At 39.2% G+C, this 26,628-nt stretch carries 27 protein-coding genes and 1 riboswitch; of the genes, 24 read left to right on the forward strand and 3 right to left on the reverse strand.

Features of this window, described 5'->3' with window-relative positions; all coding sequences use genetic code 11:
- The first annotated feature begins 26 nt into the window (after positions 1–26).
- The 23 genes from ACTQ54_RS07140 (at position 27) to ACTQ54_RS07250 (ending at position 22,145) form a co-directional block, all read left to right on the forward strand.
- Positions 27–1,931 (forward strand): M13 family metallopeptidase, encoded by a 1,905-nt coding sequence (locus tag ACTQ54_RS07140; RefSeq protein WP_441755456.1) that lies wholly within the window; start codon positions 27–29, stop codon positions 1,929–1,931.
- A 795-nt stretch (positions 1,932–2,726) separates the two neighbouring features.
- The gene (gene dnaX / locus ACTQ54_RS07145) at positions 2,727–4,721 is read left to right on the forward strand and encodes a DNA polymerase III subunit gamma/tau (RefSeq protein WP_441755458.1); all 1,995 of its coding nucleotides are present in this window, start codon (positions 2,727–2,729) and stop codon (positions 4,719–4,721) included.
- Between the two features lie 139 nt (positions 4,722–4,860).
- The gene (locus ACTQ54_RS07150; RefSeq protein ID WP_441755673.1) at positions 4,861–5,175 is read left to right on the forward strand and encodes a YbaB/EbfC family nucleoid-associated protein; all 315 of its coding nucleotides are present in this window, start codon (positions 4,861–4,863) and stop codon (positions 5,173–5,175) included.
- A gap of 29 nt (positions 5,176–5,204) precedes the next feature.
- Positions 5,205–5,801: a recombination mediator RecR gene (gene recR, locus ACTQ54_RS07155; protein ID WP_441755460.1), complete on the forward strand. Its 597-nt coding sequence runs from the start codon at positions 5,205–5,207 to the stop codon at positions 5,799–5,801.
- Positions 5,802–5,823: 22 nt separating this feature from the next.
- Complete coding sequence (gene tmk, locus ACTQ54_RS07160) at positions 5,824–6,459, forward strand: dTMP kinase (protein WP_441755462.1); 636 nt, start codon at positions 5,824–5,826, stop codon at positions 6,457–6,459.
- An 18-nt stretch (positions 6,460–6,477) separates the two neighbouring features.
- Positions 6,478–6,807: a cyclic-di-AMP receptor gene (locus tag ACTQ54_RS07165; RefSeq protein WP_441755463.1), complete on the forward strand. Its 330-nt coding sequence runs from the start codon at positions 6,478–6,480 to the stop codon at positions 6,805–6,807.
- A 12-nt stretch (positions 6,808–6,819) separates the two neighbouring features.
- On the forward strand, positions 6,820–7,800 hold the full coding sequence (locus ACTQ54_RS07170; RefSeq protein WP_441755465.1) for a hypothetical protein: 981 nt from the start codon (positions 6,820–6,822) through the stop codon (positions 7,798–7,800).
- A 25-nt stretch (positions 7,801–7,825) separates the two neighbouring features.
- Positions 7,826–8,185: an initiation control protein YabA gene (locus ACTQ54_RS07175; protein WP_441755467.1), complete on the forward strand. Its 360-nt coding sequence runs from the start codon at positions 7,826–7,828 to the stop codon at positions 8,183–8,185.
- Positions 8,186–8,221: 36 nt separating this feature from the next.
- Entirely contained in the window at positions 8,222–8,983 is a 762-nt protein-coding gene (locus ACTQ54_RS07180; RefSeq protein ID WP_441755469.1) for a tRNA1(Val) (adenine(37)-N6)-methyltransferase, read from the forward strand.
- A complete protein-coding gene (locus tag ACTQ54_RS07185) occupies positions 8,973–9,329 on the forward strand; it encodes a GIY-YIG nuclease family protein (RefSeq protein ID WP_441755471.1) in 357 nt (118 codons plus the stop codon). Before ACTQ54_RS07180 ends, ACTQ54_RS07185 begins: the two co-directional genes overlap by 11 nt.
- Positions 9,301–10,182: a 16S rRNA (cytidine(1402)-2'-O)-methyltransferase gene (rsmI, locus tag ACTQ54_RS07190; RefSeq protein ID WP_441755473.1), complete on the forward strand. Its 882-nt coding sequence runs from the start codon at positions 9,301–9,303 to the stop codon at positions 10,180–10,182. Before ACTQ54_RS07185 ends, rsmI begins: the two co-directional genes overlap by 29 nt.
- A 24-nt stretch (positions 10,183–10,206) precedes the next feature.
- The gene (locus tag ACTQ54_RS07195) at positions 10,207–11,199 is read left to right on the forward strand and encodes a YdcF family protein (RefSeq protein WP_441755475.1); all 993 of its coding nucleotides are present in this window, start codon (positions 10,207–10,209) and stop codon (positions 11,197–11,199) included.
- A 39-nt stretch (positions 11,200–11,238) separates the two neighbouring features.
- A complete protein-coding gene (locus tag ACTQ54_RS07200; RefSeq protein ID WP_441755476.1) occupies positions 11,239–11,448 on the forward strand; it encodes a hypothetical protein in 210 nt (69 codons plus the stop codon).
- Complete coding sequence (locus tag ACTQ54_RS07205; RefSeq protein ID WP_441755478.1) at positions 11,448–11,993, forward strand: DNA-3-methyladenine glycosylase I; 546 nt, start codon at positions 11,448–11,450, stop codon at positions 11,991–11,993. Before ACTQ54_RS07200 ends, ACTQ54_RS07205 begins: the two co-directional genes overlap by 1 nt.
- Before the next feature lie 37 nt (positions 11,994–12,030).
- Positions 12,031–12,774, forward strand: a complete 744-nt coding sequence (locus tag ACTQ54_RS07210) for a MurR/RpiR family transcriptional regulator (protein ID WP_441755479.1) — start codon at positions 12,031–12,033, stop codon at positions 12,772–12,774.
- 227 nt (positions 12,775–13,001) lie between these two features.
- The gene (locus ACTQ54_RS07215) at positions 13,002–14,450 is read left to right on the forward strand and encodes a 6-phospho-beta-glucosidase (protein ID WP_441755481.1); all 1,449 of its coding nucleotides are present in this window, start codon (positions 13,002–13,004) and stop codon (positions 14,448–14,450) included.
- 191 nt (positions 14,451–14,641) lie between these two features.
- Entirely contained in the window at positions 14,642–15,658 is a 1,017-nt protein-coding gene (locus ACTQ54_RS07220) for a LacI family DNA-binding transcriptional regulator (RefSeq protein WP_441755483.1), read from the forward strand.
- 1 nt (position 15,659) lies between these two features.
- Complete coding sequence (locus tag ACTQ54_RS07225) at positions 15,660–16,592, forward strand: ROK family protein (RefSeq protein WP_441755484.1); 933 nt, start codon at positions 15,660–15,662, stop codon at positions 16,590–16,592.
- A gap of 3 nt (positions 16,593–16,595) precedes the next feature.
- Complete coding sequence (locus ACTQ54_RS07230) at positions 16,596–17,543, forward strand: ABC transporter permease (protein WP_441755486.1); 948 nt, start codon at positions 16,596–16,598, stop codon at positions 17,541–17,543.
- A 14-nt stretch (positions 17,544–17,557) separates the two neighbouring features.
- On the forward strand, positions 17,558–18,442 hold the full coding sequence (locus tag ACTQ54_RS07235) for a carbohydrate ABC transporter permease (protein WP_441755488.1): 885 nt from the start codon (positions 17,558–17,560) through the stop codon (positions 18,440–18,442).
- Positions 18,443–18,467: 25 nt separating this feature from the next.
- Positions 18,468–20,153, forward strand: coding sequence for a sugar ABC transporter substrate-binding protein (locus ACTQ54_RS07240; protein ID WP_441755490.1), 1,686 nt, complete (start codon positions 18,468–18,470; stop codon positions 20,151–20,153).
- A 35-nt stretch (positions 20,154–20,188) separates the two neighbouring features.
- Entirely contained in the window at positions 20,189–20,800 is a 612-nt protein-coding gene (locus ACTQ54_RS07245; protein ID WP_441755492.1) for a DUF624 domain-containing protein, read from the forward strand.
- Positions 20,801–20,813: 13 nt separating this feature from the next.
- On the forward strand, positions 20,814–22,145 hold the full coding sequence (locus ACTQ54_RS07250) for a glycoside hydrolase family 30 protein (RefSeq protein WP_441755494.1): 1,332 nt from the start codon (positions 20,814–20,816) through the stop codon (positions 22,143–22,145).
- Positions 22,146–22,833: 688 nt separating this feature from the next.
- Here ACTQ54_RS07250 and mscL read toward each other — a convergent pair.
- On the reverse strand, positions 22,834–23,214 hold the full coding sequence (gene mscL, locus ACTQ54_RS07255) for a large conductance mechanosensitive channel protein MscL (RefSeq protein WP_441755496.1): 381 nt from the start codon (positions 23,212–23,214) through the stop codon (positions 22,834–22,836).
- A gap of 116 nt (positions 23,215–23,330) precedes the next feature.
- On the reverse strand, positions 23,331–24,452 hold the full coding sequence (locus ACTQ54_RS07260; RefSeq protein ID WP_441755498.1) for an NAD(P)/FAD-dependent oxidoreductase: 1,122 nt from the start codon (positions 24,450–24,452) through the stop codon (positions 23,331–23,333).
- Between the two features lie 190 nt (positions 24,453–24,642).
- On the opposite strand from ACTQ54_RS07260, the gene ACTQ54_RS07265 reads away from it, so the two are divergent.
- Positions 24,643–25,896 carry an MFS transporter gene (locus tag ACTQ54_RS07265; protein ID WP_441755500.1) on the forward strand — a complete coding sequence of 418 codons (1,254 nt, stop codon included), beginning with the start codon at positions 24,643–24,645 and terminating at the stop codon, positions 25,894–25,896.
- 59 nt (positions 25,897–25,955) lie between these two features.
- Here ACTQ54_RS07265 and ACTQ54_RS07270 read toward each other — a convergent pair whose 3' ends face one another.
- Positions 25,956–26,498, reverse strand: coding sequence for a folate family ECF transporter S component (locus ACTQ54_RS07270; protein ID WP_441755502.1), 543 nt, complete (start codon positions 26,496–26,498; stop codon positions 25,956–25,958).
- Between the two features lie 36 nt (positions 26,499–26,534).
- A riboswitch (THF riboswitch) is annotated at positions 26,535–26,627 on the reverse strand.
- Position 26,628 lies beyond the last annotated feature (1 nt).

Consider the following 26,628-nt stretch of genomic DNA (forward strand, 5'->3'; position numbering starts at 1 on the left):
TTAGAATTTACCAAAGGAGTGATTGAATGACAGTTAACTATGACAAAATTAAAGAGGATTTGTATTTAGCCGTTAATGAAAATTGGCTAGAAGAAGCCGTAATTCCAGATGATAAACCTTCGACAGGGGGCTTTATTACATTAAGAGACGGTATTGAAGAATTATTAATGAAAGATACAAAAGAGATGGCTGCGGGCCAACTTGAATTAACCAATGCCGAACAAGAGCAATTCGTGAAATATTATCAGCAAGCCATGGATTTTGAAAAACGAAATCAATTAGCCGGTGAACCGCTTAAAGGATTTTTAGATCGAATTTTAGCGCTGGGGAGTTTATCTGACTTACAAAGCCTCGCTCCAGAGTGGGTTTTAAAAGGCTTAGCACTACCTTTTTCATTAATGATTTCGTCCGATATGAAAAATACGGATGTTTATGCCTTGTATATGGATGTTGCCTCAACCATTTTACCCGACACCACTTACTATGAAGAAGGCAATCCTGCAGCAGAGCAATTATTAGCTGTTTACCAAGATATGAGTACACAAGTATTAACCATGCAAGGTTATGATGAGGCTTTTGCCAATGAATTAGTAGAAAAAGCCTTAGCTTTTGACCGTGCGATTGTACCGCATGTGATGAGTGCAGAAGAATTAGCCGATTATTCAATTATTTATAATCCGAGACCGATCGACGAAGTTGAAGCTTATCTTGATGCCTTTAGCTTTAAGCAATTATTTAATAAATTAACTCATCAAGAAGTGGATAAAGTCATTGTGACACAACCTAAATACTTCGAAGCTTTGAAAGACCTACTATCCGCTGACAACTTTGAAAACCTAAAAGCTTGGATGTTAGTGAAAACGGCGAATGGTGCAACAAGCTTATTGTCTGAAGACTTACGCCAAGCGGGTGCCCAATATGGCCTAGCTCTATCCGGTAGCCCGAAAGCACAAGCTGCAACAAAAGCTGCTTACTATACGGCCATTGGCATGTATGATCAAGTCATTGGAAATTACTACGGACAAAAATATTTTGGTCCAGAAGCCCGTGAAGACGTCCGTGAAATGGTTGTGCAAATGATTGAAGTGTACAAAGAACGCCTTGAAAACAATGACTGGCTTTCACAAGCAACCATTGAAAAAGCCATTGTAAAACTGGATGCCATCGATATTTTAATCGGCTATCCTGATGATTACCCTGAAATCTACACCAAACTAATTGTAGATGAAAACAAATCTTTCTTTGAAAATACTTTAGACCTTGCGGCTTTACAAGCCCAAGATGAATTCGATCGCTGGAACGGTCCCGTTGACCGTAAGCGTTGGGGAATGAGCGCGAATACCGTGAATGCTTACTACAACCCAAGTGCCAATTTAATTTGTTTCCCTGCGGCAATCCTGCAAGCACCATTTTACAGCTTAGATCAGAGCCGTAGTGAAAATTATGGAGGAATTGGCGCCGTTATCGCCCACGAAATTTCTCATGCCTTCGATAATAATGGCGCTAAATTCGATGAGCGCGGTAATTTAAATGACTGGTGGACCCAAGAAGACCTCCAACAATTTGAAAACAAAGCCCAAGCCATGATTGAATTGTGGGACGGTATCGAAATCCACGGCGGTAAAGTTAACGGAAAACTAACCGTTTCAGAAAATATCGCCGACAGCGGTGGCCTAACCGCAGCCATTCAAGCCGCTAAGCTTGAAGCAGATGCTGACTTGCCAGCCCTATTTATGAACTGGGCCCGCATCTGGTGTCAAAAAGCCCGTGACCAATACTTATCCCTGCTCCTTGCCATCGACGTCCACTCGCCAAATCCACTGCGAGCCAATATGGCACCTCGAAGCATGGATGAATTTTACCTAGCCTTTGACATCCAACCAGACGACCCAATGTACCTTCCAGAAGACCAACGCGTGATTATCTGGTAACCCCCAAATAAATATCACTGCTACAACCCCACCATAAACCTTGTCTGGACAACGTCTATGGTGGGGTTGTTTGTAGTGCTAATTTACATAATTTTTTGAATAGGGTTCTAGTAATGAATCAGACACTAAAAGACCTGCTCTTCGTCAAAACGGGAGCTGATTAGACGGAAAACAGCATTCATTTCGTCAGAACCAGAGCTGATCAGACGGAAACTGGCATTCGGTTCGTCAGATCGAGAGCTGATTAGACGGAAACTGGCATTCGGTCCGTCAGATCGAGAGCTGATCAGACGAAAACCGGCATTCATTTCGTCAGATTGAGATCCGATCAGACGGAAACCGGCATTCAGTTCGTCAGATTCCGATCCGATCAGACGAAAAAAGTCTTCATTTCGTCAGATCCAAAATCCTCTCTCATCATTATTCTATTACAACCCTGTTTTAGCCTACCGCTGCCTTTCTGACGTGAAAGTCGTTCTTACGCGTAAGTATTGTGGTCATTCTGACGTGAACAGCCACGTTACCCGTCAGAAAAGAATCTAAATAGACAAAACTCCCCCCACCAACTGTCTAATCAGCATCTGAATAGACGAACCAGCCGCCACCAATTGTCTAATCAGCTTCCAAATAGACGAACCAGCCGCCACCAATTGTATAATCACTAACCCCAACACACTCCAACAAAAAAATCCCCCAACAAACTGATTCTAATGGATTCTCAGATTTCAATAGCATGTCATAATATTCTTCGTTATAATGGATAAGTAGAAATGACATGAAAGGAAGTGAATAAGCATGAGTTATCAAGCCCTTTACCGTGTTTGGCGACCGCAAACCTTTGATGAGATGGTTGGTCAAGATATGATTGCAGAAACACTTAAAAATGCTGTCAAAAATCAACAGTTAAGCCATGCTTATTTGTTCACCGGTCCAAGGGGTACAGGGAAAACCAGTGCGGCGAAAATTTTAGCTAAAGCTGTCAACTGTCCCAATCAAGTTGACGGTAACCCTTGTAACGAATGTGAACTTTGCCAAGCCATTACCAGTGGGCAATTAAGCGATGTGAACGAAATTGATGCGGCGAGTAACAACGGGGTTGAAGAAATCCGTGACTTAAGAGATAAAGTTCGTTATGCACCGACACAAGCGGAATACAAAGTTTATATCATCGATGAAGTGCATATGTTAACCACCGCAGCATTTAATGCCTTACTCAAGACCCTAGAAGAACCACCTGAGCAAGTAATATTTGTTTTAGCTACGACTGAACCTCATAAAATTCCGGCAACCATTATTTCGCGGACGCAACGTTTTGATTTCCAAAGAATCCAAAACAATGATTTGATCAGAAGAATGGCATTTATTTTGGAAAGTGATGGGATAGATTTTGATAATGAAGCGTTAGCTGTTATTGCACGGGCATCGCATGGTGGGATGCGTGATAGCTTAAGTTTATTAGACCAATCGATTTCATATAATCGACAACGGGTAAGTACGGAGACAGCTTTACTCGTTTCGGGAAGTTTAAACCAACAAACCTTCGTCGACTATATTTTAGCTATTTATCAACAAGATAGTAACAAAGCTATCCTTCTTGTGGAAGAAGAGCTACAAAGTGGCAAGCAAGCTAGCCGTTTTATTGAAGAGTTAATTTTATTTAGTCGGGATATGTTATTAACGAAATTTTCTAAAACCAACCATACCCTCTTAACACAAGAAGAATTGGATACCATCCGCAATGAAATACCGACAGATTATTATTACCGTATGATTGATCAGCTTAATCAAGCCCAAAATCAAATGCGGTTTTCGAATCAACCGGATATTTATTTAGAAGTGACTACGATTCAGTTGGCGCAAAATGAACCGGAGATACAGGCTAAACCAACATCGAACCAGCCGTCTTCGCAAGTTCAGACCTTACAAGATCGGATACAAGAGTTGGAAGAGCAGATTGCGTTTATTCAAGCGCAATTGCAAGGACAAGAACAGCGGATTTCTGCCAATCAACAAAGCCAGCAGGTCCAAAAAGTAACTCCGATTAATGAAGCCAGCCAAAGCCAAGCCGAAGAAGAAGAAAGCCCTCAAGAAATTGAACTGACTCCTCGCAAGCGACCAAAACGTAAAAATATGGCCTATAATCTGCGAATTAACCGTGTGTATACGATTTTAAATGAAGCGACACGAAAGGATTTACAGACGACGAAAGCGCAGTGGACCAATGCGCTTAATCAAATTACACCTATCGAGCGAGCGAAATTAAGCAATAGCCAGCCGATTGCAGCCAGTCCAACGCATGTTTTAGTGAGTTTTGAAAATGAGCAATTTGCGGGTGCTTTCCAAAGTGATTCTGAATTGCGTCAACTTGTGCAAAACAACTTAGAAGAATTAACCGGGCAGAGATATTTATTTGAAGTGATCTTAGAAAGAGAATGGGGTCGGACAAGGCAAAATTATAAGATTTTGCGTGAACAAAATAACAATCAGCCGATTCCGATCGAATCGTTGGAAGAAGATGATGACGATCAAGAGCCAATCGTAGAAACAACTAACCAAGAAGAAATAGCTAGCATGCAGGACTTAATTCCGCAAGCGAGCGAGCAGATTGCGGCCTCGCCCTCGTCTTCAGCTACTAGCGAGGACACTGAAGTCGTAGATTCAACAGACTACGACCGCTACCAAGAAGACATGGACGAAGCGACACGCTTTGAGGAAGAAATTCCCGATGTCATAAAGCATGCTCAAGACCTCTTTGGTTCAGAAAATATCAATATTTTTTACGACCGCTAAGCTGAGAATAGCTTCAGCCTCTTATTTGAGTGAAAAGTGGATAAATGTTATCATAGAGTATAAATAAGAAGAATATTAAAAGAACATTAATCAACCAGCAGCGTTATTTATTTAAAGGAGTGAAGAAAACATGCGTGGAATGGGTAGTATGGGAAATATGCAAGGTATGATGCAAAAAATGCAGAAAATGCAAAAAGATATGGAGAGAGAACAGGCTGAAATTGAAGCAACTGTTTTTGAGGCGAGTGATACCAATCAATTAGTAACGGTGAAGATGACCGGTAAAAAAGAGATTGTGGAACTTGAGATTGCACCGGATTTAGTTGATCCAGATGATATTGAAATGTTACAAGATTTAGTGATTGCGACCGTGAATGATGTGATTAACAAAGTTGACGAAACAACCGCAACACGTCTAGGCAAATACACCCAAGGGTTAAACTTACCCTTTTAATAAATATCAATAGAAAGAAGCGTTGAAAGATGCAGTATCCTGCGCCAATCGCAAAATTAATTAATAGTTTTACAAAATTACCTGGTATTGGAGCAAAAACCGCTGCTCGATTAGCGTTTTATGTTATCGAAATGCAAGAAACTGATGTGACAGAATTTGCTCAAGCTTTAATCAATATTAAACGTGATTTAACGGTGTGTGATATTTGTGGAAATATCTCTGATACCAACCCTTGTCAAATTTGCCAAGATGAAAGTCGCGATCAATCGGTTGTTTTAGTCGTAGAAGATGCTCGAGATGTCATGTCGCTTGAAAGAATGCAAGAGTATCGTGGTGTGTATCATGTGCTAAATGGTGTCTTGTCACCGATGGAAGGGATTGGGCCGGAAGATTTAAATGTTCCGCAGTTAATCAATCGTTTGCACGATGAGACGATTCAAGAAGTGATTATTGCAACCAATGCTACCGCTGAAGGGGAAGCAACGGCCATGTATCTTGCGAGGCTACTTAAACCAGCAGGGATTAAGGTCACCCGTTTAGCTCATGGTTTATCAGTAGGTAGCGATATTGAATATGCAGATGAGATGACATTATACCGTGCCATTGAAGGTAGAAGAGAAATTTAACGAAGGCTTGAGAGGAAATAGGATGCAGACAGGCAAATTTGTTACCATTGAAGGGCCAGATGGAGCTGGTAAGACAACGGTAATTAAAAAGTTAGTTGAGAAATTACAGGATCGTGGATTCAACCATATATTCACAACGCGTGAACCTGGTGGGAGTGCGATTTCAGAACAAATTAGACATGTTATTTTAGACGTGGAAAATACAGCCATGGATGCCAGAACAGAAGCCTTACTTTATGCGGCTGCCAGAAGGCAACATTTAGTCGAAAAAGTCATTCCGGCTTTAGATGAAGGCAAGTTAGTGATTTGCGATCGTTTTATTGATAGCTCGTTAGCTTATCAAGGGATTGCGCGCAATATTCCAACGGCAGATATTTGGGCAATAAACCATTTTGCAATTGAAGATTATTTGCCGGATTTAACTTTACTGATAGACGTTCCGGCTGAAGTTGGTTTAGAACGCATTTATACCGCGAAAAACCAACGTCAATTTGACCGCTTAGATCAAGAAGGCTTGGATTTCCATAATCTAGTACGTAATGCTTTTCTAGCGTTTGAAAAAGAAGAAGACCGCATAGTGCTCATCAATGGTGAGCAGGCAATCGACGCTGTTGTGGCCGATTGTATAAAAGAACTTGAAAAACATCAAATTATTTAAATAATAGGGGGAATTATCATGAAATTAATTATTGCTATTGTTCAAGATCAAGACCAGAATATCCTAAGTAATGCTTTTTATGAGTCCAATATCCGTGCCACAAAATTAAGTTCAACAGGTGGCTTTTTACGAGCTGGGAATACTACTTTCTTAGTCGGAATTGAAGACGACCGTGTGGAAGAAGTTTTAGATATTATTAAACAATCATCTAAAGCAAGAGCACAATATGTTTCTTCACCAGTGAATTTAGACGTGAGCTTAGATGTTTCAGCTTCTTACCCAGTAAAAGTTGAAGTTGGCGGTGCAACTGTCTTTGTCTTACCAATTGATCAATTTCACCGCTTCTAATGTGTGATTTTTATGCTAGCAAGTGTTGATCAATATAAAGAACATATCAACGAACTGATTGCTCAAAATCAGATAGCGCATGCTTATGCTTTTACAGGCGAAGCATTTGACGACAAAGTCTTAGTGACAACATATCTTGTACAAGGGTTGGCTTGTCCTCATTTCGAAGAGGAAGGCCGACCTTGTCAGGCTTGTCGCTTTTGTCAAAAAATTGCCGACCAGCAATTTACAGATTTATTTACTTTAGACCCAGACGGGCGTACGACGCGAGTGGATCAAATTCGCGAACTTAAGGATTGGCTTAGCAAAAGTCCGCTAGAGTCAAACTTTAAGGTGGCGGTGATTCGTCAGGCAGAAACCATGAATCCAGCAGCGGCGAATGCTTTGTTAAAATTTTTAGAAGAGCCTTTTGCCAATGTCTATATTATTTTATATACACAGGCTTTGGATTCCTTATTACCAACCATTCAATCCCGTGTTCAAAATTGGCATTTCGCTAAAGCGGCTAAGTCGAGTCGGATGGAACGATTATTGGAAGCAGGTGTGACCAAACCGCATGCCAATATTATTGTTCAACTTGCGACAGATGCATTGGAACGATGGGTAGAAGGTTACCAAGTAGAGTCTTTTGATCGGTGGATTAAAGGGCTTAATTATTTTTATCAAGCATTAATGGCACGGCAGCCGCAAGCTTTTGTTGTGGTTCAAAGCCATTTAAGGGATTATTTATCCAACCAACAGGCTCAAGATGGTCTCGATTATTTAATGCTACTCAACCATTATTTACTCAAAAAACAACAAGGTTTAGCTATAAACCAAGACCAAGAAAGTTTTAAATGGTTAGATGAAGTCATCCAAAAAGTGCAACCCAATATCAAATATATTTTAGAACTCAACCAAGGTTTTTTAACCGCTAAACAACAAGTGATGGCGAATGTCAGTGGCCAGCTAGCATTTGAAGGGATTGCGGTGAGTCACTGCGATTGGCGTTAAGTTTTTTATGAAGGAGGTGTCGCTAGTGGAACAATCTGAACTTCAATTATTATTACAACACATTGAAACCGAACAAAATAAATTAAAAGATTCCATGACGGAATTAAAACGCATGATTAATCGCTTAAACGAAGAAAATAATCAATTGCGTATCCAAAATGATACCCTACTCTCACTGGTGACCGAGTCAGGCAATGAAGAAAATGCTACACAAACAGATACAACTGAAAGTAGTGAACAAAAAGCGAAAAATGGACGTGAACGTCTACAAAGTTTTTATAATGATCATATCCATGTTTGCCACCCTTATTTTGGTTCAAGACGGCAAACAGGCGAAGAGTGTATGTTCTGCCAAGCGGTTCTTGACTCACTCCAAGTAGACTAAATAAAACAACAGCAAAGAATTAAGGAGTTAAAGGCAATGACGCAATCTTCAATGGCAAATATCAGTTTAAAAGAAAATGAACGGATTGATGAATTAATTCGAGAACAATTACAAATTATTCAAAGCCGGGATTATTTTACTTTTTCTGTCGATGCGATACTGTTGGCTGATTTTATAAATGTCGCCAAAAGCAAACCGCAACGGATCATTGATTTTTGTACTGGCAATGGGGTGATCCCTTTATTGCTAAGCCACAAAACCAACAACAGCATTGAAGGCATTGACATCCAGCCTTCACTGGTTGATATGGCACAACGCTCGGTTGCCCTTAACCAACTCGAACATCAAATTCACATCCTGCAAATGGATATTAAAGACCTAAAAAAACCTGCAACTTTATATGACATCGTCTCTTGTAATCCACCTTATTTCTTGGTGGAGGACAGTGAAAAAGCCCACCATATCACATCCCACGCCATTGCCCGTCATGAAATCCATCTTAGCCTAGAAGATTGGGTCGCTAAAGCCGCGCTACTCTTGCGCGATAAAGGTAAACTCTTTTTTGTCCACCGCCCCAACCGCCTAGATGACATTATGGAAACCCTCAATAAATATTATTTTTCCATCCACAGGCTGCAATTTATCCATCCCAAAGAAGGAAAAAATGCGAATGGAATGTTGGTAGAAGCAATTTATCGCGGAGGCAAGCGAGGGGTAAAGGTTTTGCCGCCGATTGTCGTCCATGATGCGGATAATCAATATACAAAAGAAATGAAGGCTATTTATTTTGGAGAATAAGGGACATTACTTTTATGTCTTGTATTGTCAAGATCATAGTTTGTATGCAGGTTACACCAATGATTTAAAAAAACGACTCCAAGCTCATAATGAAGGCAAAGGAGCAAAATATACTAAAAGTCGCCATCGCCGTCCGGTTCATTTACTGTATGCTGAGGCTTGGCCAACAAAACAAGCCGCGATGCGGGCTGAATGGCGGTTTAAGCAATTAAAGCGCCGCGCCAAGGAAGTTTACTTAAAGCAGCAAGGTGTAAAAGAATTGTCAGCGGCAGCGGTATTTATTTTAAATGAAGAATTTTTAAAGGAGGAGGAATTGAATGCAAAAGCAGATGAGTTATCGCAATAATAGCTCTACGAGTGGGGCTTTGTATTTAGTTCCGACTCCGATTGGCAATTTGGAAGATATTACCTTACGGGCTTTGCGGATGTTAAAAGAAGTTGACTATATTTTAGCAGAAGATACTCGGCAAACGATTAAATTGTTGAATCACTTTGACATCCAGACGAAATTATATAGTTTTCATGAGCATAGTCGGACAACGGAAGTAGACCGTCACATTGAGTCCTTACAGCAAGGGCAAAGGATCGCCTTGGTTTCAGATGCAGGGATGCCTTTGATTAATGATCCTGGACATCCTTTAGTCCAAGCAGCTTTAGTCGAGGGCATTGCTGTTGTAGCTTTACCGGGTGCCAATGCCGCTTTAACGGCTTTGATTTCATCGGGTTTGGCAACAGACCGCTTCACTTACTATGGCTTTTTTCCAAGACAAGGCAAAGAACAACGTGAGTTGTTAACTTTAGTAGGCACTCGCGAGGAGACAGCTATCTTTTATGAATCACCTTATCGTTTAAAACAAACAATTGCTGCAATGCTTAAAATTTTCAAGTCAGAAACCCAAGTTGTGGTTGCCCGTGAAATCAGTAAGCAGTATGAAGAATATTTAAGGGGCAATCTTGAGGAATTGCATGAGTATTTTAAAGCCAATGACGTTAAAGGTGAAATTGTTCTTTTAGTTGAAGGTATGGGGAATCTTGTGACTGAAGAAGCTATGATTAATAGCGACCTACCTTTAAAGGAACAGGTAGAGCAGTTAATGGCAGATTTAGGCTTGTCTGCAAAAGATGCGATTAAACAAGTCGCCAAAAATCAAGCTTTGCGTAAGCAAGATGTCTATCAAGCTTACCATGAAATTGACTAGGAGTTAAACAGAGAGGAGTGGGCGATGCTGTACCTTATTAGTGGGGCGTTCGCCATGCTAGCAGTCTTTGCTTGGTATTACCGTCGTCCCTATCTACAACCAATTGTGTTTGTTATTTATGGGGTTGTGAGTTTAATTTTAGCCGTGTATCAATCCAGTAATTGGACACCGATATTTATTATTCGCTATTTTTTTATGATTATTAGTACGGTCATTATTATGGTTATGCCCGTTTTTATTTTGCTGATTATGCTTTTAATGATCTATACTTTGAGACAACAAAAACCCCTGCCATTATGGAATCGTGTCATCAATATTTTAATGATTTTATCTTTAACAGTTTTTCTTTTGTATACGCTTTGGATCATTATTAACATTAGGACCATTGATTATACCTACTTTTTCAATTTATATAGCACCATTGCCTTGTACTTTACGATATTATTTATTAGTTATTATTTATTGATTTTTGTGATTCATTTCTGGCCCCAAAAGAAACCGAGTAGTTTGATTGTTATTTTAGGCAGTGAAGTGACCAGTGAAGGAGAAATACCGAGTATTTTGAAGGAGCGCTTGGATTATGGCTATAACTACTATCATAAATATAGCCCTTTGGTCGACCAACCGATACAATTCATTGTGACGGGGGGAAAAGCGAGCCATTCACGATTGAGCGAGGCCGACTATATGGCTCAGTATTTGATTCAAAAAGGGATCCCAGCAAAAAATATCATTGTGGAGTCACAAGCAAAAAATACGAATGAAAACTTTGCTTTTATTAAGCAAATTATGGATGATATGAATATTAAGCAATCCATCACCATTATTACTAGTAAATTCCATCTGCTTCGCGCCCATTTTTTTGCTTGGAAACAGTTAATAACCGCTCATTTTATTGGTTCAAGTTCTCCGCTATTGCTTTGGCCATATGCATTGGTTCGTGAGTATATTGCCTTTATCATTTTAACGAAGGAAATTAATTTTGTTTTTTTAATTTTATTGCTAATATTAAATTAAGTTGAAAATTAGAACAGGAAAAAACAAGGAGTGTTATCAATGGCATTAAAAGATGAAGATTTCTTATTGAAACAAACGAAGGATATTGACAAAGCTTTGGAAGATCTTGGCTTAACCTATGAGGAAGAGTTAAAAGAAGATGAATGGACTGATCCGGTAGATCAATACGACTTTGATTTAAGCAGCATTGAAAAAGAAGAGGATGTCGATGTCAAACCGGCGAAGAAAAAGCCATTTTGGAAAAGATAATGAAACGTTGTGAATGGATTCAAGACAAACCTGATTTCTACGTTGATTACCATGATCATGTATGGGGGAAGCCGGAACATAACGACCGCCAATTATTTAAATGGTTAATTCTTGAAATGTTTCATATCGGCCTATCTTGGCAACTTGTCTTATCTAAAGAAGAGAATTTTGCCAAAGCCTTCGATGATTATGATTATCAACTGATTGCTCGCTATAATGAGGCCGATATTTTACGTTTAATGGATGATGCAGGCATCATTCGCCACCGTAAAAAAATTGAAGCGGCCATCCAAAATGCCAAAGCCTTTTTAGGCCTTCAAGCAGAGTGGGGAAGTTTTAATGCCTTTATCTGGCATTTCACCAATGGTGAGACGGTCTTTCGTTTTAAAAATGAACCCATGAAAGCTTCGTCAGATTTAAGTGATCAAGTGACAGCCATCCTTAAGCAAGCAGGCTTTAATTTTTTAGGCAGTGTGACCGTCTATTCTTATTTACAAGCAATCGGGATGATTAATGACCATGATTGGGATTGTGAATTTAGGTAAAAAGACTAAATTCAAAGACTAAGGAGGTACAATCAATTTGGCGTTTTTTGGCAATATTGATTTTAATGATTTAACAGAAACAGAACGTTACATCTATGATTTTATGACGAGTAATAGTAATAAAATACCCTACATGCGTGTTCGCGAAATTGCCGATGAATCGCATACCTCAGCGTCATCGGTCATGCGTTTTATACGTAAATTGGGCTATGAGAGTTTTACTGACTTTCGTTCGCACTATCAAACATCAAAATTAGAACTCAATGACTTACTTGATGGCATGACTTTTTTAGATAAGGACAACTTTCCCAATGATTTGGCCGCCAAAATTCGGCAAATCGCCTTACTTATTCGCGATTGCGAAAATATTATTTTTGTAGGCATCGGCTCATCTGGTTCGATATGCCAGTACGCTGAGCGTCGCTTTGCCTTGTTAGGCTACAATACCTATGCAATGACCGACCCAACCTACCCTGTTTTCGCTAAATTAAGAAATACGTCCAATAATGTGGTGGTCATGCTGTCCATTTCAGGCGCAACAACTGAGTTGTTGGAACTCGCCAATGCCTTTAAAACCAAACGTGACTTTACCACGGTTGCTATTACAGGCGCAGCAGAAAGTCCACTCGCTAAAATGTCTGAACATGTTCTTCACTACCGGGTAGAGCGAAGAACCTTGCATCGATTTGAGGATATTAGCAGCCAAATTCCTAGTATCTTTCTAATTGAGTCACTCTCAGAGGCCGTTCTTCAACTCGAAGACCCAACCCCCTCTGAATAAATATCCCTGCAACAAAAACAATTTATTAAAAAAACGGCAGTCTGACGGCGCTACAATTTTCGTCAGCTGCCGCTTTTTTGTGCGGTAACAAAGGTTTTAAATCTTCTGGTACAACTTGTACCAGACTGACACTTATTTCTTTATCTCGAATCTTTACCTAAATAGCGAACTCAGATTGTTTAAAGAACTAGCTCAACCTATACTGGGAGGTAAAGGATGTGAGAGTTATGCAAGAAAATAAAAAACAAATGCCCGCAGATTTCCTATGGGGCGGGGCAGTTGCAGCTCACCAAATCGAAGGTGGCTGGAATGCTGATGGCAAAGGTATGTCTATTGCGGATGTTATGACAGGAGGCGCCAATGGTGTCGCTCGTGAAATTACAGATGGGATTGTAGAAGGTAAATACTACCCAAACCATGAAGCCATTGATTTTTATCACCGTTACAAAGAAGATATTCAGTTATTTAAAGAGTTAGGGCTAAAAGCTTTTAGAACTTCGATCAATTGGACACGTATTTTTCCTAAGGGAGATGAAACAAGTCCTAATGAAGCAGGTTTACAATTTTATGATGACTTATTCGATGAATTATTAGCAGCAGGAATTGAACCAATTATTACACTATCGCATTTTGAAATCCCTTATCATTTATATAAGGAATATGGTGGCTTTAGAAATAAAAAACTAATTGATTTCTTTACGCATTTCGCAGAAACCGTTATGACGCGCTATAAAGATAAAGTGAAGTATTGGATGACCTTTAATGAAATTAATAACCAAGCCGATGGACAACATGATTTACATGTTTGGACAAACTCTGCTATTCGCTTCGAAGAAGGTGAAAACAAAGAAGAAATTATTTATCAGGCTGGATTAAATGAGCTGATTGCTAGTGCCAAAGTCGTAAAATTAGGCCATGAGATTAATCCTAATTTTGAAATAGGCTGTATGATGGCTTATGTTCCTATCTACCCTTATTCAAGTAATCCAGATGATCAAATGGCGGCTTTAAAAACAATGCAACGTCGTTTCTTCTACAGTGATATTCATGTGCGAGGTGAAATTCCAGCTTATATTTTAAATGAATGGGAACGTAAAAATTATCAAATCGATTATAGTCAAGAAGAGCTGGATGCTTTAAAAAATGGAAAAGTTGACTATATTGGATTTTCTTACTATATGTCAGGGACTGTGACAGCCATTGATGCCTTAGCTGGCCAAGCTATTTCAGATTACCCTAATGCTAAAATGTTAGCTAATCCATTTGTTAAAGCGAGTGACTGGGGCTGGCAAATAGATCCTGTTGGTCTACGTTATACGCTGAATCTGATTTATGAGCGCTACAATTTGCCGTTATTTATTGTGGAGAATGGTTTTGGTGCTTACGATAAAAAAGATGCGGATGGAAAAGTCCATGATGATTACCGCGTGGCCTATCTCAAGGCTCATATTGAAGCCATGAAAGCCAGTGTGTTAGAAGATGGCGTCGATTTAATTGGTTATACGCCTTGGGGGATCATTGATATTGTCAGCTTTGGGACAGGTGAGATGGAAAAACGTTATGGTATGATATATGTCGATAAAGACAATCAAGGTAACGGAACATTGGATCGTTCGAAAAAAGAATCCTTTAAGTGGTATCAAGAAGTCATTGCCTCAAATGGTGAAAAGCTTTAATCTATCAATACAACATGGGTCAGGCTCATCGCTGGTACAAAGTGTACCGCGATGAAGTCTGGTCTCAATATGATGAAACCAAAATCAATAGGGCGGTCATCTATTGTTTACCCAATGGAGATAAAATATACTAGGTCTAACAATAAGAAAGAAAGCGGTTAAATGAAAATTTAAACGTTTAAATAAAAACTATGACAGATAAAAGAACCACGATCAAAGATATCGCCCGCAAAGCAAATGTCTCTATTGCGACCGTATCAAATGTGTTAAATGATATTGATGTCGTAAAACCAAAAACAAAGCAGCGTGTGTTGGCTATTGCTGAACAATTAAATTACATTCCCAATTTACGAGCGAAACAGCTTCAATCAGGCGAGACCAAAATGATTGGCTTTTTTTGCAACTCGATTAGTGGTCCTTACTTTAATCCTTTAGTAGAGTCGGTGGCTAAAGTTGCAGAAGCCAACGGTTACGGGATTAATATTTTATTATCAAATGATCAAAATATGCTGAGGCGAAATATTTTAGGCAATCTCGTCGATGGCATTATTGGTTTTGAAGACCTGATTTCAAACCGTGAGCTACAGCTACTAAAAACCAATCGCATTAAAGCGGTATTTATTGATCGGATGATTCAAGATGAAACGATTGGCAGTGTGACCTTTGATTCTTTTCAAAAAGGGAAGGAACTAACGGAATATTTAATTCAACAAGGTCATCAAAAAATTGGCTTTATTTTAGGAAAAGTCGGTATTTATGATAGCAATGAACGCTATAAAGGCTTTTTAACAGCGATGGATGCAGCCGGCTTATCCGTTGACAGCGAGCATATTTATCATGGTGAATTTGAATTAGAACCAGCCTATCAATGTCTGACGGATTTTTTAAAAACAACCCCCTCGAATAAATATCCCACTGCGATTATTGCAGGCAATGATTTGAGTGCTATTGGAGCCTATAAAGCCATATGCGACTTTCAATTAAGGGTACCGGAAGATATAAGTCTCGTGAGTTTTGATGGTTTTGATTTAGAAGCCAATGAACGACCAAATTTAACTGGTATTCATAATCCGATTTATGAACAGGCACGTTTATCCGTGGAACACTTGATTGCAATGATTCATCGGGAAAAAACTGGCGAAGCCATCACGATTAAAGGGCATTTTGTAGAAGGTGATACTGTGGGCCAAATGATGAAGGAGAGATGACATGTACATTGGAATAGATGTCGGTGGTACAACCATTAAGTATAGTTTACTAACGACACAAGGTGAGGTGATTGATAAACAAAGTGTTTCAACACCTAAAGAAAGAACAGATTTTATTGATGAATTAGTTAAGATTATTAACGATTTAAGTCAAGCAGAAAAAGTAGACGGAATTGGCATTAGCATGCCAGGTATTGTCCGCCAAGATGGCTATCTGATAACGGCTGGTTCGATTAAAGCCCTGGATGATTTTCCATTGCGGGACACCTTATTAGAACGAACAAACCATCAATATGACATTGTGATTGAAAATGATGCGAATGCGGTGGCTTTTGCTGAAAAATGGATTGGTAACGCACAAGGTGTTGATAATTATGTGTGTTTAGTTTTAGGGACAGGTGTCGGTGGTGGCATTGTGATTAATGGTGATATTTATAGAGGGGCTCATGGTATGGCAGGTGAATTTGGTTGGATGTTGATTGACCACTTACCTGAAGAAGGCAATATTGAAGCGGCTTCCGTTAATTATCATTCCGCAGTCGTTTTAGGTTTATGCCAGCAATACAATGAATTAAAAGCCAAAGACAATCCAAGTTTTGAGCCGATCAATGATGCCCGTATTATTTTTGATTCAGAAGAAACGGATCCGATTGCGGCAATGGTCTTAAAGCATTTTTACCGTGATATTGCGATTACTATTTTAAATCTCTATGCCAATTTCGATCCAGCTTTAGTCTTGATTGGTGGTGCTATCAGCACGAATGCCCATTTTATGGATCGTTTACGAGAAACAGTCGATGATTATAGTCGACGACACAACAGTATTGCTTATGTAATGGGGAAAACGATTGGGCCCATCAAAGCAACACATTTACAAAATGATGCCGGTATGATTGGTGCTGTCTACCGCTTGCATCAAGAGAAGGGAGAGTAACCAATGAATGTAGCAACGAAACCAAAACGAACTGAACGCCTTAAACGTTGGTTTAAGCAGTTTTTCGAGCAATGGGAATTGCAAACCATGGTATGGCCAGGCGTTATTTTTATGGTGATTTTTAACTTTATTCCTATTTATGGCTTATCAATTGCGTTTAAAAGTTACACCGTTATGGATACCATGCAAACAGCCCCTTGGGTAGGTTTTGATAACTTTGAAATTATATTAAAAGATAAATTTTTCTGGGATTCAGTTGTTAATACTTTAGCCATTAGTTTTCTAAAAATAATTATCGGTTTTGCTTTACCGATTATATTGGCTATCATGATTTTTGAACTTCGACAAGGACCTTTTAAAAAACTTGTTCAAACCATCTCTTACATGCCTTATTTTCTTTCATGGATTGTATTAGGTGGGATGCTGATTAACTGGTTATCGACAACAGGCTTGTTAAATACGATTTTAGCAGGACTTGGTTTTGAAATCCGTAATCAGAATTATTTATTAGATGCGGATAATTATTATTGGATCGCGGTTTTATCTGACATTTGGAAGAATACGGGTTGGGGGACGATTTTATATTTAGCCACCCTTTCTAAAATCGATCCAACCTATTATGAGGCGGCAAAAATCGATGGAGCGAGCCGGATGCAGCAGACGACGAGAATTACTCTGCCGATGTTGCGAGGTATTATTAGTTTGAATCTGATTTTAACGATTTCTGGCTTGTTAGGCTCTAACTTGGATCAAACGATGGTATTGATTAATAGTCAAAACCGTTCGAAAGCGGAAGTCATTAACTCTTATGTGTTTGATATGGGGATTGCGCAAGGTGACTTCTCATATGCGACCGCTGTTGGTTTAGGTGTGTCACTTGTTTCGGTTATTTTGTTAATTATTTCTAACCAAATGACCAAACGCTTGAATGACAATACGTCGGTCTTATAGAAAGGAGACTATCCATGGAAAGAAAAAGAATGAAGCAAGATTGGGATAGTCGTATATTTGATTTTGTTAATATCCTTATCCTTATTATATTTACTTTAATTATTGTGGTTCCCTTATGGAATGTGGTGATTTCATCGTTTGCAACTGGGCAAACCTTGGCTAAAGGAGACTTTGTCTTTTTACCGGATGAACTGTCATTAAATAATTATAAAACGGTCTTACGTGACGATAGTATTTTACGTGCCTTCTTTATTTCGGTTGCTAAAACATTAATTGGTGTGCTAACACACGTCTTCTTTTGTGCCATGATGGCCTATCCAATGAGTAAGCCTAACTTAAAAGGTCGTAAACTTTATTCAGCAATGGGCATTACAACCATGTTCTTTGGGGGCGGGATGATTCCAACTTACCTCTTAATTCGTTCATTAGGCTTATTGAATAGTTTTTGGGTTTATATCATTCCGGCTATGTTAAGTTACTATGACGTTATTATTTTAATGAACTTCTTTAGAAATATCCCTGATTCACTTGAAGAGTCAGCAATGATTGATGGGGCAGGCTTCTGGCGGATTTTCTTAAGGATTATCTTACCCTTATCCAAACCATCCTTAGCAACAATTGCTTTATTTAATGGAGTTAACCAATGGAATGATTTTATGACGGCTCGACTTTACATTACCGACCGTTCACTTTATCCATTGCAAATGCGTCTATATGAAATTATCGTACAGTCACAAACGACCAATGCACAAAATATTGGTACGGCTGTTGCGCAAACTACAACGAAAGGAGTTCAATTAGCTACTATTGTTATAACAACTGTTCCAATTATTTTGATTTATCCATTACTACAAAAATACTTTATTTCAGGTATGATGGTCGGCGCTGTGAAAGAATAATGATATTTATTTAGGAGGAAAAAAGATGAAAAAAAGCAAATTAATGTTGATGCTAGGATCCGCTGCTTTGTTATTGGCAGCTTGTGGAAATGGCGGCAATGAAACAGCTAGCAGTGAATCGGTTGAACCAACTGAAGCAACAGAAGTAGCGGAAACAACTGCGGATGCGGATGCTGAAACGGAAGGCAAAGATGTGGATGGACGCTATACCTTAGATCCAGAAACGCCTGCTTGGCAGTTAGATACAAAAGAAGACATAACCGAATTAACTTGGTATGTAAACGCTGACTGGTGGAATGATTCATGGGGCGAAGATACGGTTACACGTCAAATGGAAGAAGATTTAAATGTACGTATTAAATTTATTAAAGGTGACGATACGAATTTAAACACCATGTTCTCAAGTGGGGACATGGCTGATATTGTAACTATTTTTGACGCAAACTCACAAGTGGCACAACGTGCTTCAACTTGGGCGTATCCATTAGCAGAATTAGCTGACGAATATGATCCATATTGGCATGAAGTGGCGGCAGAAGATACCGTTAATTGGTTCCAATTAGATGATGGTAATACTTATGGTTATCCGAACTATTCCAATACAGCTGCTGACTACGAAAGTGGTTTGATTCCATCGAATACCAACTTCCTGATTCGTAAAGATGTGTATGAAGCGCTAGGCGAACCAGAATTTGGTACTTATGAAGAATTTAGAGAGTCAATGGAAGCTATTAGTGAAGAGTTTCCAGATTTAATTCCATTTGGTTTTAATGCTTTAGGTGAAGGAACAGGTTCATTGAGCGATGTCTTCCAAGATTTCATTGGTGTGCCTCTAGCCGATGAAGATGGTAATTTCTACAACCGTAATTTAGATGAAGAATATTTACGTTGGTTAGAAACATTTAATTTAGTCTTTAGAGATGGCAACATTAACGACGACAGTTTTGCCGATGACGGAACCGCATTTGAAGAAAAAGTTCAAACTGGTCAATATGCAACCATTATGGCTGCTGGAACCGCTCAAATGAGTGGATTCTTACAAGACTGGATGTCATTCAACCCTGAAGGACAATATATCGGAATTGATGGTCCTCAAAGTAGTTTAGGTAACGAACCTACCTTGAATCAAAGTGGTATTTCTGGATGGATGATTAACTTTATTAGTAAAGAAACAGAATCACCTGAAAAAGCGATCCAAATCTTTACTTATTTGCAAAGTGAATACGGTGGTATTTTAACCAACTTTGGTATTGAAGGCGAAACCTTCCAATACGATGATGAAGGTGCGATTGAATTACTTCCTGAAATTCAAGAAGTTAAAGATAGCGATTCAGAACGTTATAAAACAGAGTATCGTTTAAGTGAATTTATTTTCTTTGGTCATGACAAATATCAAGCATATGCAAGTGAGTCTACACAAACACCAGCCTTAATCCAACCACGTGAATGGGGCTTAGGCAAATTATATCCTCACTTTATATTAGAAAATATTAACCCAGACCAAGGTAGCGCAGAAGCAAGAAGCTTATCTGCGATTGATAAACAATGGCCAACAAATATGGTTGGGATGATTCGTGCACAATCTGATGAACAATTTGATCAACAGTTAGCCGAATACCAAAAATTCTTAGAAGATAACAACTGGGAAGACATTGTTAAAGTTCGTTCTGAAAAAATGGCAGAAAACCGTGAACGTTTAGGCCTTGAATAGAATAAAGTATTAAAGACCATGGGAGGTTTGTAGGAATGAAAGAATTTTTTAGTGTAGATGGGCAAGTCTTTAAGTTTTTAACTGCTGCTTTTCAGCTGTTAACCTTAAACTTAATAACCCTGTTATTTTGCCTACCTATAATAACGATTTTCAGTTCATTTACAGCAGCCTTCCATGTTTTATTTGCGATACAAGAACAAAAAGAAGTAGCCGTTTGGCGAGTCTTTTGGGCTCATTTCAAAGCGAACATCAAACACACTATGGCAATTAACGTACTGGTCGTTATCCTAATCGGCTTTCTAGGCGTATTAACCTATCAACTCGGTGATTCCATCATGAGTTTTCCGATAATGCTCCTCTTAGCTTTTTGTCTCATCGTGATTTTAACGCTAGCCATGACCGTCGGTCATACAAGCAAACGATCAACGATAAAAGAAGCCGTTAACCAATCTTTACTGCTTGACCTAAAGTATACCGGCTTTTTCGCCTTAGCTTTTAGTGCCTTTGTCATTTGGTTTTTGATTCCAATCTTTTTACCACGGCTGGCTTTTTTATGGTTTTTCTTTAGCCTTAGCTTGCCCATGTTTCTTAGCGCAAAGATTTATCAATATGCACTGATACATTTAACGAAAAAAATTCAAGAATAAGACAGGTGATTTCATGACACAGCTAAAGCTTGCGATAATAAGTAACGAATCCGGCTTTTTCCAACCACTTAACACAAGCCAAACACAAACGACCAAACCAACCATTCAAATAAATATCACTGAAAGTTTCCAGACAATGGATGGTTTTGGTGCTTCGTTTACGGATTCAGCAGCTTACTTATTAGATCAAGTTCTATCCAATGAAAAACGTGATCAAGTAATGAAAGAGTTATTTGATGCAGAGGACGGTATTCGCTTATCTCTCATACGTAACCCAATGGGTGCCAGCGATTATGCACGGACGATTTATTCTTATAATGATTTAGAAGAAAACGAAGTCGATCCAGAACAAAAGTATTTTTCAATTGCCCACGATGAAGAAAGCATTGTCCCTTTGTCACAGCAAGCGCTAGAAATAAATCCGCAGCTCAAATTTATGGCAAGTCCATGGAGTGCTCCAGGCTGGATGAAAACAACCGGTTCAATGAAAGGCGGGCAATTGCTAGAAGAGTTTTACGCTTCCTATGCCTTGTATTTTGTAAAATATGTTCAAGCTTATCAAGAAAAAGGAATCGAAATTTTTGCGGTCACCCCACAAAACGAGGCCTTATATGAACCTTTCCATTACCCAAGCATGCTGATGAAAGCGCCCGAGCAAGTTGTTTTTGTGCGTGACTATTTGAAACCAGCCTTTGAAAAAGCAGGTCTGTCGACAAAAATTTTCGGCTATGACCATAACTGGGACCGCATTGACTATCCACTGGAGCTCCTTGACAATGCCTATGATGCTTTTGACGGCATCGCTTGGCACTGGTATGGCGGTAGACCAATCAGCCAAACAAGAGTTGCCAATATTTTCCCGGACAAAGAAATCCACTTTACCGAAGGATCAGGTGGCGAATGGATTCCTGCCTTTGAACCAGCATTCTCAAATTTAATGCGAACCGGCATCAACATTTTACGCAATGGTTCACAGTCATTTATTTTATGGAACATGGCTTTGGACGAAAAAAATGGCCCCACCGTGCCAGGCTTTGGCAAATCCACTTGCCGCGGCCTTGTCACCGTCAATCAAGCGACCAAAGACTATGAACTAACGCTAGATTACTACGGTTTAGGTCATTTTAGTAAATATCTCCAAGATAAAGCGGTGCGAATCGATAGCCAGTCGGATGTTGAGGGTATTTTAACCGTCGCATTTCTAAATCCTGATGGCAGTGTGGTTGCCGTTGTCTTTAATGATAATGAAGCAGCAGAAGAATGTCGTGTGAATTTGGGTGACGATCAAAGTATCGCATTTACCCTTGAAGCAAAAACCGCTGCAACACTACTGTTGACGGTTTAAGTTATAGTTAAAAACGATCTAATAAGAGGGGCAGTCCTAATTATTAGATCGTTTCTTTTGTTATTGGATTTATGGGTCACCTCAGATGCAGCTTCAACTGTCTAATTAGTTGTCGATTAGACGAAAGTCGGACTCCCAACCGTCAGATTAGTCGTCGATCAGACGAAAGTTGGACTCCCAACCGTCTGATCAGTTGTTGATCAGACGAAAGTCGGACACCGAACCGTCAGATTAGTCGTTGATCAGACGAAAGTCGGACACCGAACCGTCAGATTAGTCGTTGATCAGACGAAAGTCGGACACCGAACCGTCAGATTAGTCGTTGATCAGACGAAAGTTGGACTCCCAACCGTCAGATTAGTTGTCGATCAGACGAAAGTTGGACACCGAACCGTCTGATCAACCGTTGATCAGACAGTTCACAAGCCAGCAACTGTCTATTCAAGCAATAACAAGCGTGCAATTTCCTCTGTCTATCCAATTGATACACAAAAAGTCCAAACTTTTAAATAGTAGTGTTGCACACATCGAACAATCAGCGATTTAGCGCTAAAAGTTCGATTAGCAAGCCTGGTCTGGATGCTGTAGCTGTTCATGCTTTAGCATGCGACAGATACAGGATGCTAAAGCAACAAGGCCAGACGGTTTCACTATCATTTAAAAGTTTGGACTTTTGGAGTATGAGTAATTATTTACGTCTTAATTCAACTAAAATATCTTGTAATAATTCTTTTTCAGTTGGTCCAGCAGGTTCTGCAGGAGCATCATCGTCAATCAAGTTTTTACCTTGTGCACGACCTAACGCTTTAAGTGTAAAGAATAAAAGCGTTGCGATTAATAAGAAGTTAATAATTGCCTGAATGAAAGAACCGATACCGAGCGTCGTATTCCCAATTGATAAAGTCAACTCAGATACATCTGCTTGACCTGTCAGAGCGACAATAATTGGCATAAAGATATCATCGACTAAACTCGAAACGATGCTTGTAAAAGCAGTACCCATGATAATACCGGTTGCTAATTGAACGATATTATCATTTGCAATAAATTTCTTAAATTGTGACCACATTTCTGTTTCCTCCTCATTGTGTCTTGGAATAAATATATCAGAAATCACTTTTAATGTATAGCAATAAGTTGTCCTAAGGATAAAAACAAATAAGGAGTAATTAATCTATTTAATAATCAATTCTTTCTGATGTAATGTTCGATAGGAAAGTCATTTGAATCGATTAACCATTCACCACTTGTGATTAATCGGCTCCACTCATAACCTAGGAAGGGACCACTTGTTAAACCTGATGACCCCAGACCACTAACTGCCCAAACATTTTCTAAATGAGGCACTTGTCCAACTAAAACACCGTAATCAGCTGTAAAAGCCCGTGTCCCAACGCGAGTTGAAGCTGTTTCATAGTCGTCAATATCAGGAAAGTATGCCTTCGCTTCGTCTCTCAATCCAGCCAAAACCCCCTCATCTACGTCCAAGTTAAAGCCCATATCATCTTCGTGACTTGCCCCAATCACAATCTGCCCATCCACATTAGGAATAATGTCAATCCCAGCATCCGGCATCACGACTGGCCAGTTATTGCCCACCCAATCCTCTCGGTAAATACTAAATAATTGACCTTTTTGAGGCTTAATATCTACGGTATAGCCTAATGGTTCTAATAATGACGCCAACCAAGCGCCACTGGATAATAAAATTTTATCATAAATTTTTTCGTTTTCTTCATCCCAAACGATTTTAACTGCCTGTCCATCGTTCAATACAAGCTTAGCTCGTTTATTTATAATCCTACCTCCCGCCTGTAAAACAGCCTGATGTAAGCTTTGAATAATAGCAGCACCATCGGCACGACCTCCACCTGAAACATAAGTCGCACCAAAAGGAGCTTCTATAAAGGGGAAATACTCTTTTACCTCTTCGCTAGACAAAGTCTTAACCGTCCCAATCGATGGTGAGTCAGCCAGCTTTGCTTCTGCCATTTCTAAGTCACGCGCTAATTTTTTCTTCTTGTTACGGATCAATAAGGCGCCAGTTTCTTGAAACAAGCCTTCTGTGTCAAAGCCATCCGCTGCTAAATCAGCCATTATTTGCCGATAAAACTCAGCCCCTCTAGAAACCAATAAATACCACGGTTTATTACGTCTTTGTGTAAACCACGGGCAAATAATCCCAGCCGCCGCCTTCGTTGCTTGCCCACTTCCTTCATCAAACAAAGTCACCTGATAGCCCGCTCGACTCAAATAATATGCCGCCGCCGAACCCACAATCCCTCCGCCAACAATTGCAATTCCCATAAAATCCTTCTTTCTAATAAATATCCCCGTCTCCTATACAATATTGTAATCCAACTTTTTCAGCTTGCAAAGACATAAAAATTGTCATATTCAAGAAAATCTTGTCGAATTTGCTCAATAACTACTGACAAATAATCCTATAAAGGTATAATGAAGTCGTATAATGAAAGGCAGGGAGATTAATAAAAAAATGAGAAATAGGCAAAAGTTCGGTTTTAGCGAGAATGGAACTTATGTGAGTGTCGTTATCGCAGCTTCATTAATGATGGCAGGGTCATTAGGCCTTAATATGAATACTGCCGGTGTATTCATCCTTCCGCTGGTAGAATCAATGGAAATAGCGGTAGCTTCTGTTTCTTTTCACGTGACATTGATTACCTTAGGTGGAGCGTTAGGGGGATTTATTGTTCCGGGACTTATTCGTCGTTTTGATTTTCGCCAAGTGCTTTTAATAGCCACTTTAATAACAGTGGCGATGACTTATTTAATGGGACAGACCAATGATATTTATTGGTTTTATGTGTTTAGTTTTGTTCGAGGGATTGTCACATCCTTTTTCAATGTGATTGCTGTACAAGAGTTAATTAATCGTTGGTTTATCAAACACCATGGCGTGATTACCAGTTTAGTTTTAAGTTTTAGTGGAGTTGCAGGAGCAGTATTATCACCGCTTTTAACTCAAGTTGTAGCGCATTATGGTATTGAAGTTGGTTATACGGTACAAGCTCTTCTTTTCTTATTGCTTAATCTCCCAGGAATTCTTTTACCATACTCTCTTGATCCAAGAGATAGAGGCATGAGAATTTATGGTGAAGAATCTGCAAGTGAAGTAGTGAAAACAGAAGTAGCGCCGACGGCTCTTAACTTATCGCAAAGAAAAACGGTCAATTGGAATATCGTTCATCTGTTAGTATTTTCATTTATCGGGACCGCTCTAACAGGCCTATATCAACATTTAAACAGTATGGGAAATGAATTTGGGATGAATCCTGCACAAGCCTCTTTGCTTGTATCGCTGTGTATGATTGGGAATATCGTATTTAAATTGATTATCGGTTGGTTATCCGATATGAAAAATCCAATTTTTGCATCGGTTAGCATGTTAGGGCTGACGTTAATAGGGTTATTTATTTTCTGGACAGATGCTAATTTCAGCCTCCTTTATTTTGGAAGTTTAATTTTTGGTGCTGTATTTAGTATTTCGAATGTAGGCCGTAATTTATTAGCAGTGAATAGTTTGCCTGCAGATACATTTACCCGTGTCTTTCCAACCATTAATTTTGTGGCCAGTATCGGTGGTGCAATCATGATTAGTGTTTATGGGGCGCTTTATGACTATGCCCAAAGTTATCAACTTGCCATTATTGTCTCCATTGTTATGACAATTATCGGAGTTATTTCAACGGTATTAATAAAACTACATCCTTTAAAGACAAATAAATAAATAAAGTAAAACCGCGCTAACGCTGTAATGAAACAGAAGTTAGCACGGTTTTTGATTGCTTAAAAGCGATATTTATTAATCAGTCGTTGGGTGGTTGGATGAGATAGTAAGAGTTTTAAAACAACAGTATTAAGTACTAAAGAAATAGCATTTTTAATAATACGGGCTGGCATGAAGACCAACCAAGCTTGTCCATACATGATACGAATCCATAAGGAATTAAAGCCGAGATTCACAATCAGGGTAACTAAGAGGACAGTTATAAAAACACGTAGCCAAGTTGTATCTTTGCGCCATAACATGAGGCCGTATATAAAGCCACCTAAGGCAGCACTAAAAGTAAAACCAATGAAAAATTGATAGCCTTTCATGGAGGTTGTAATTAAATCGGCTGCAACCCCGACAATCATGGCATACCAAGGTCCAAATAAAGCACCTGTTAACGCTGCCCCAATAAAACCTACACCAAATTCAACATACTGACCGTAGGAAAAAGCAGGGATAAATGCGAATATGATGCGAAAGGCAAGAACAACGGCTAAAGTAGTGATATTTATTGTGGATAATTTTCCCTGTTGATAAGAATTATTTTTTTTGTTCATTTTATACTCTCCTTGACATGAGAGCTACATGATTCATGCAGCGAATGCAAAATAAGGTCGCAACATTTTGTCTTCGTTTGATAGCAACATTCCATCTATCAACACTTAACGCCTTATTTCTACTCTGTCT

The organism is Fundicoccus sp. Sow4_H7, from assembly GCF_052115865.1.
Classification (GTDB): Bacteria; Bacillota; Bacilli; order Lactobacillales; family Aerococcaceae; genus Fundicoccus_A.

Bases quoted from the DNA above. Each gene is read 5' to 3' on its own strand.
- ACTQ54_RS07140 (WP_441755456.1), top strand. From the start codon at position 27: ATGACAGTTAACTATGACAAAATTAAAGAGGATTTGTATTTAGCCGTT.
- dnaX (WP_441755458.1), top strand. From the start codon at position 2,727: ATGAGTTATCAAGCCCTTTACCGTGTTTGGCGACCGCAAACCTTTGAT.
- ACTQ54_RS07150 (WP_441755673.1), top strand. From the start codon at position 4,861: ATGGGTAGTATGGGAAATATGCAAGGTATGATGCAAAAAATGCAGAAA.
- recR (WP_441755460.1), top strand. From the start codon at position 5,205: ATGCAGTATCCTGCGCCAATCGCAAAATTAATTAATAGTTTTACAAAA.
- tmk (WP_441755462.1), top strand. From the start codon at position 5,824: ATGCAGACAGGCAAATTTGTTACCATTGAAGGGCCAGATGGAGCTGGT.
- ACTQ54_RS07165 (WP_441755463.1), top strand. From the start codon at position 6,478: ATGAAATTAATTATTGCTATTGTTCAAGATCAAGACCAGAATATCCTA.
- ACTQ54_RS07170 (WP_441755465.1), top strand. From the start codon at position 6,820: ATGCTAGCAAGTGTTGATCAATATAAAGAACATATCAACGAACTGATT.
- ACTQ54_RS07180 (WP_441755469.1), top strand. From the start codon at position 8,222: ATGACGCAATCTTCAATGGCAAATATCAGTTTAAAAGAAAATGAACGG.
- rsmI (WP_441755473.1), top strand. From the start codon at position 9,301: ATGCAAAAGCAGATGAGTTATCGCAATAATAGCTCTACGAGTGGGGCT.
- ACTQ54_RS07195 (WP_441755475.1), top strand. From the start codon at position 10,207: ATGCTGTACCTTATTAGTGGGGCGTTCGCCATGCTAGCAGTCTTTGCT.
- ACTQ54_RS07200 (WP_441755476.1), top strand. From the start codon at position 11,239: ATGGCATTAAAAGATGAAGATTTCTTATTGAAACAAACGAAGGATATT.
- ACTQ54_RS07205 (WP_441755478.1), top strand. From the start codon at position 11,448: ATGAAACGTTGTGAATGGATTCAAGACAAACCTGATTTCTACGTTGAT.
- ACTQ54_RS07215 (WP_441755481.1), top strand. From the start codon at position 13,002: ATGCAAGAAAATAAAAAACAAATGCCCGCAGATTTCCTATGGGGCGGG.
- ACTQ54_RS07220 (WP_441755483.1), top strand. From the start codon at position 14,642: ATGACAGATAAAAGAACCACGATCAAAGATATCGCCCGCAAAGCAAAT.
- ACTQ54_RS07225 (WP_441755484.1), top strand. From the start codon at position 15,660: ATGTACATTGGAATAGATGTCGGTGGTACAACCATTAAGTATAGTTTA.
- ACTQ54_RS07230 (WP_441755486.1), top strand. From the start codon at position 16,596: ATGAATGTAGCAACGAAACCAAAACGAACTGAACGCCTTAAACGTTGG.
- ACTQ54_RS07235 (WP_441755488.1), top strand. From the start codon at position 17,558: ATGGAAAGAAAAAGAATGAAGCAAGATTGGGATAGTCGTATATTTGAT.
- ACTQ54_RS07240 (WP_441755490.1), top strand. From the start codon at position 18,468: ATGAAAAAAAGCAAATTAATGTTGATGCTAGGATCCGCTGCTTTGTTA.
- ACTQ54_RS07245 (WP_441755492.1), top strand. From the start codon at position 20,189: ATGAAAGAATTTTTTAGTGTAGATGGGCAAGTCTTTAAGTTTTTAACT.
- ACTQ54_RS07250 (WP_441755494.1), top strand. From the start codon at position 20,814: ATGACACAGCTAAAGCTTGCGATAATAAGTAACGAATCCGGCTTTTTC.
- mscL (WP_441755496.1), bottom strand. From the start codon at position 23,214: ATGTGGTCACAATTTAAGAAATTTATTGCAAATGATAATATCGTTCAA.
- ACTQ54_RS07260 (WP_441755498.1), bottom strand. From the start codon at position 24,452: ATGGGAATTGCAATTGTTGGCGGAGGGATTGTGGGTTCGGCGGCGGCA.
- ACTQ54_RS07265 (WP_441755500.1), top strand. From the start codon at position 24,643: ATGAGAAATAGGCAAAAGTTCGGTTTTAGCGAGAATGGAACTTATGTG.
- ACTQ54_RS07270 (WP_441755502.1), bottom strand. From the start codon at position 26,498: ATGAACAAAAAAAATAATTCTTATCAACAGGGAAAATTATCCACAATA.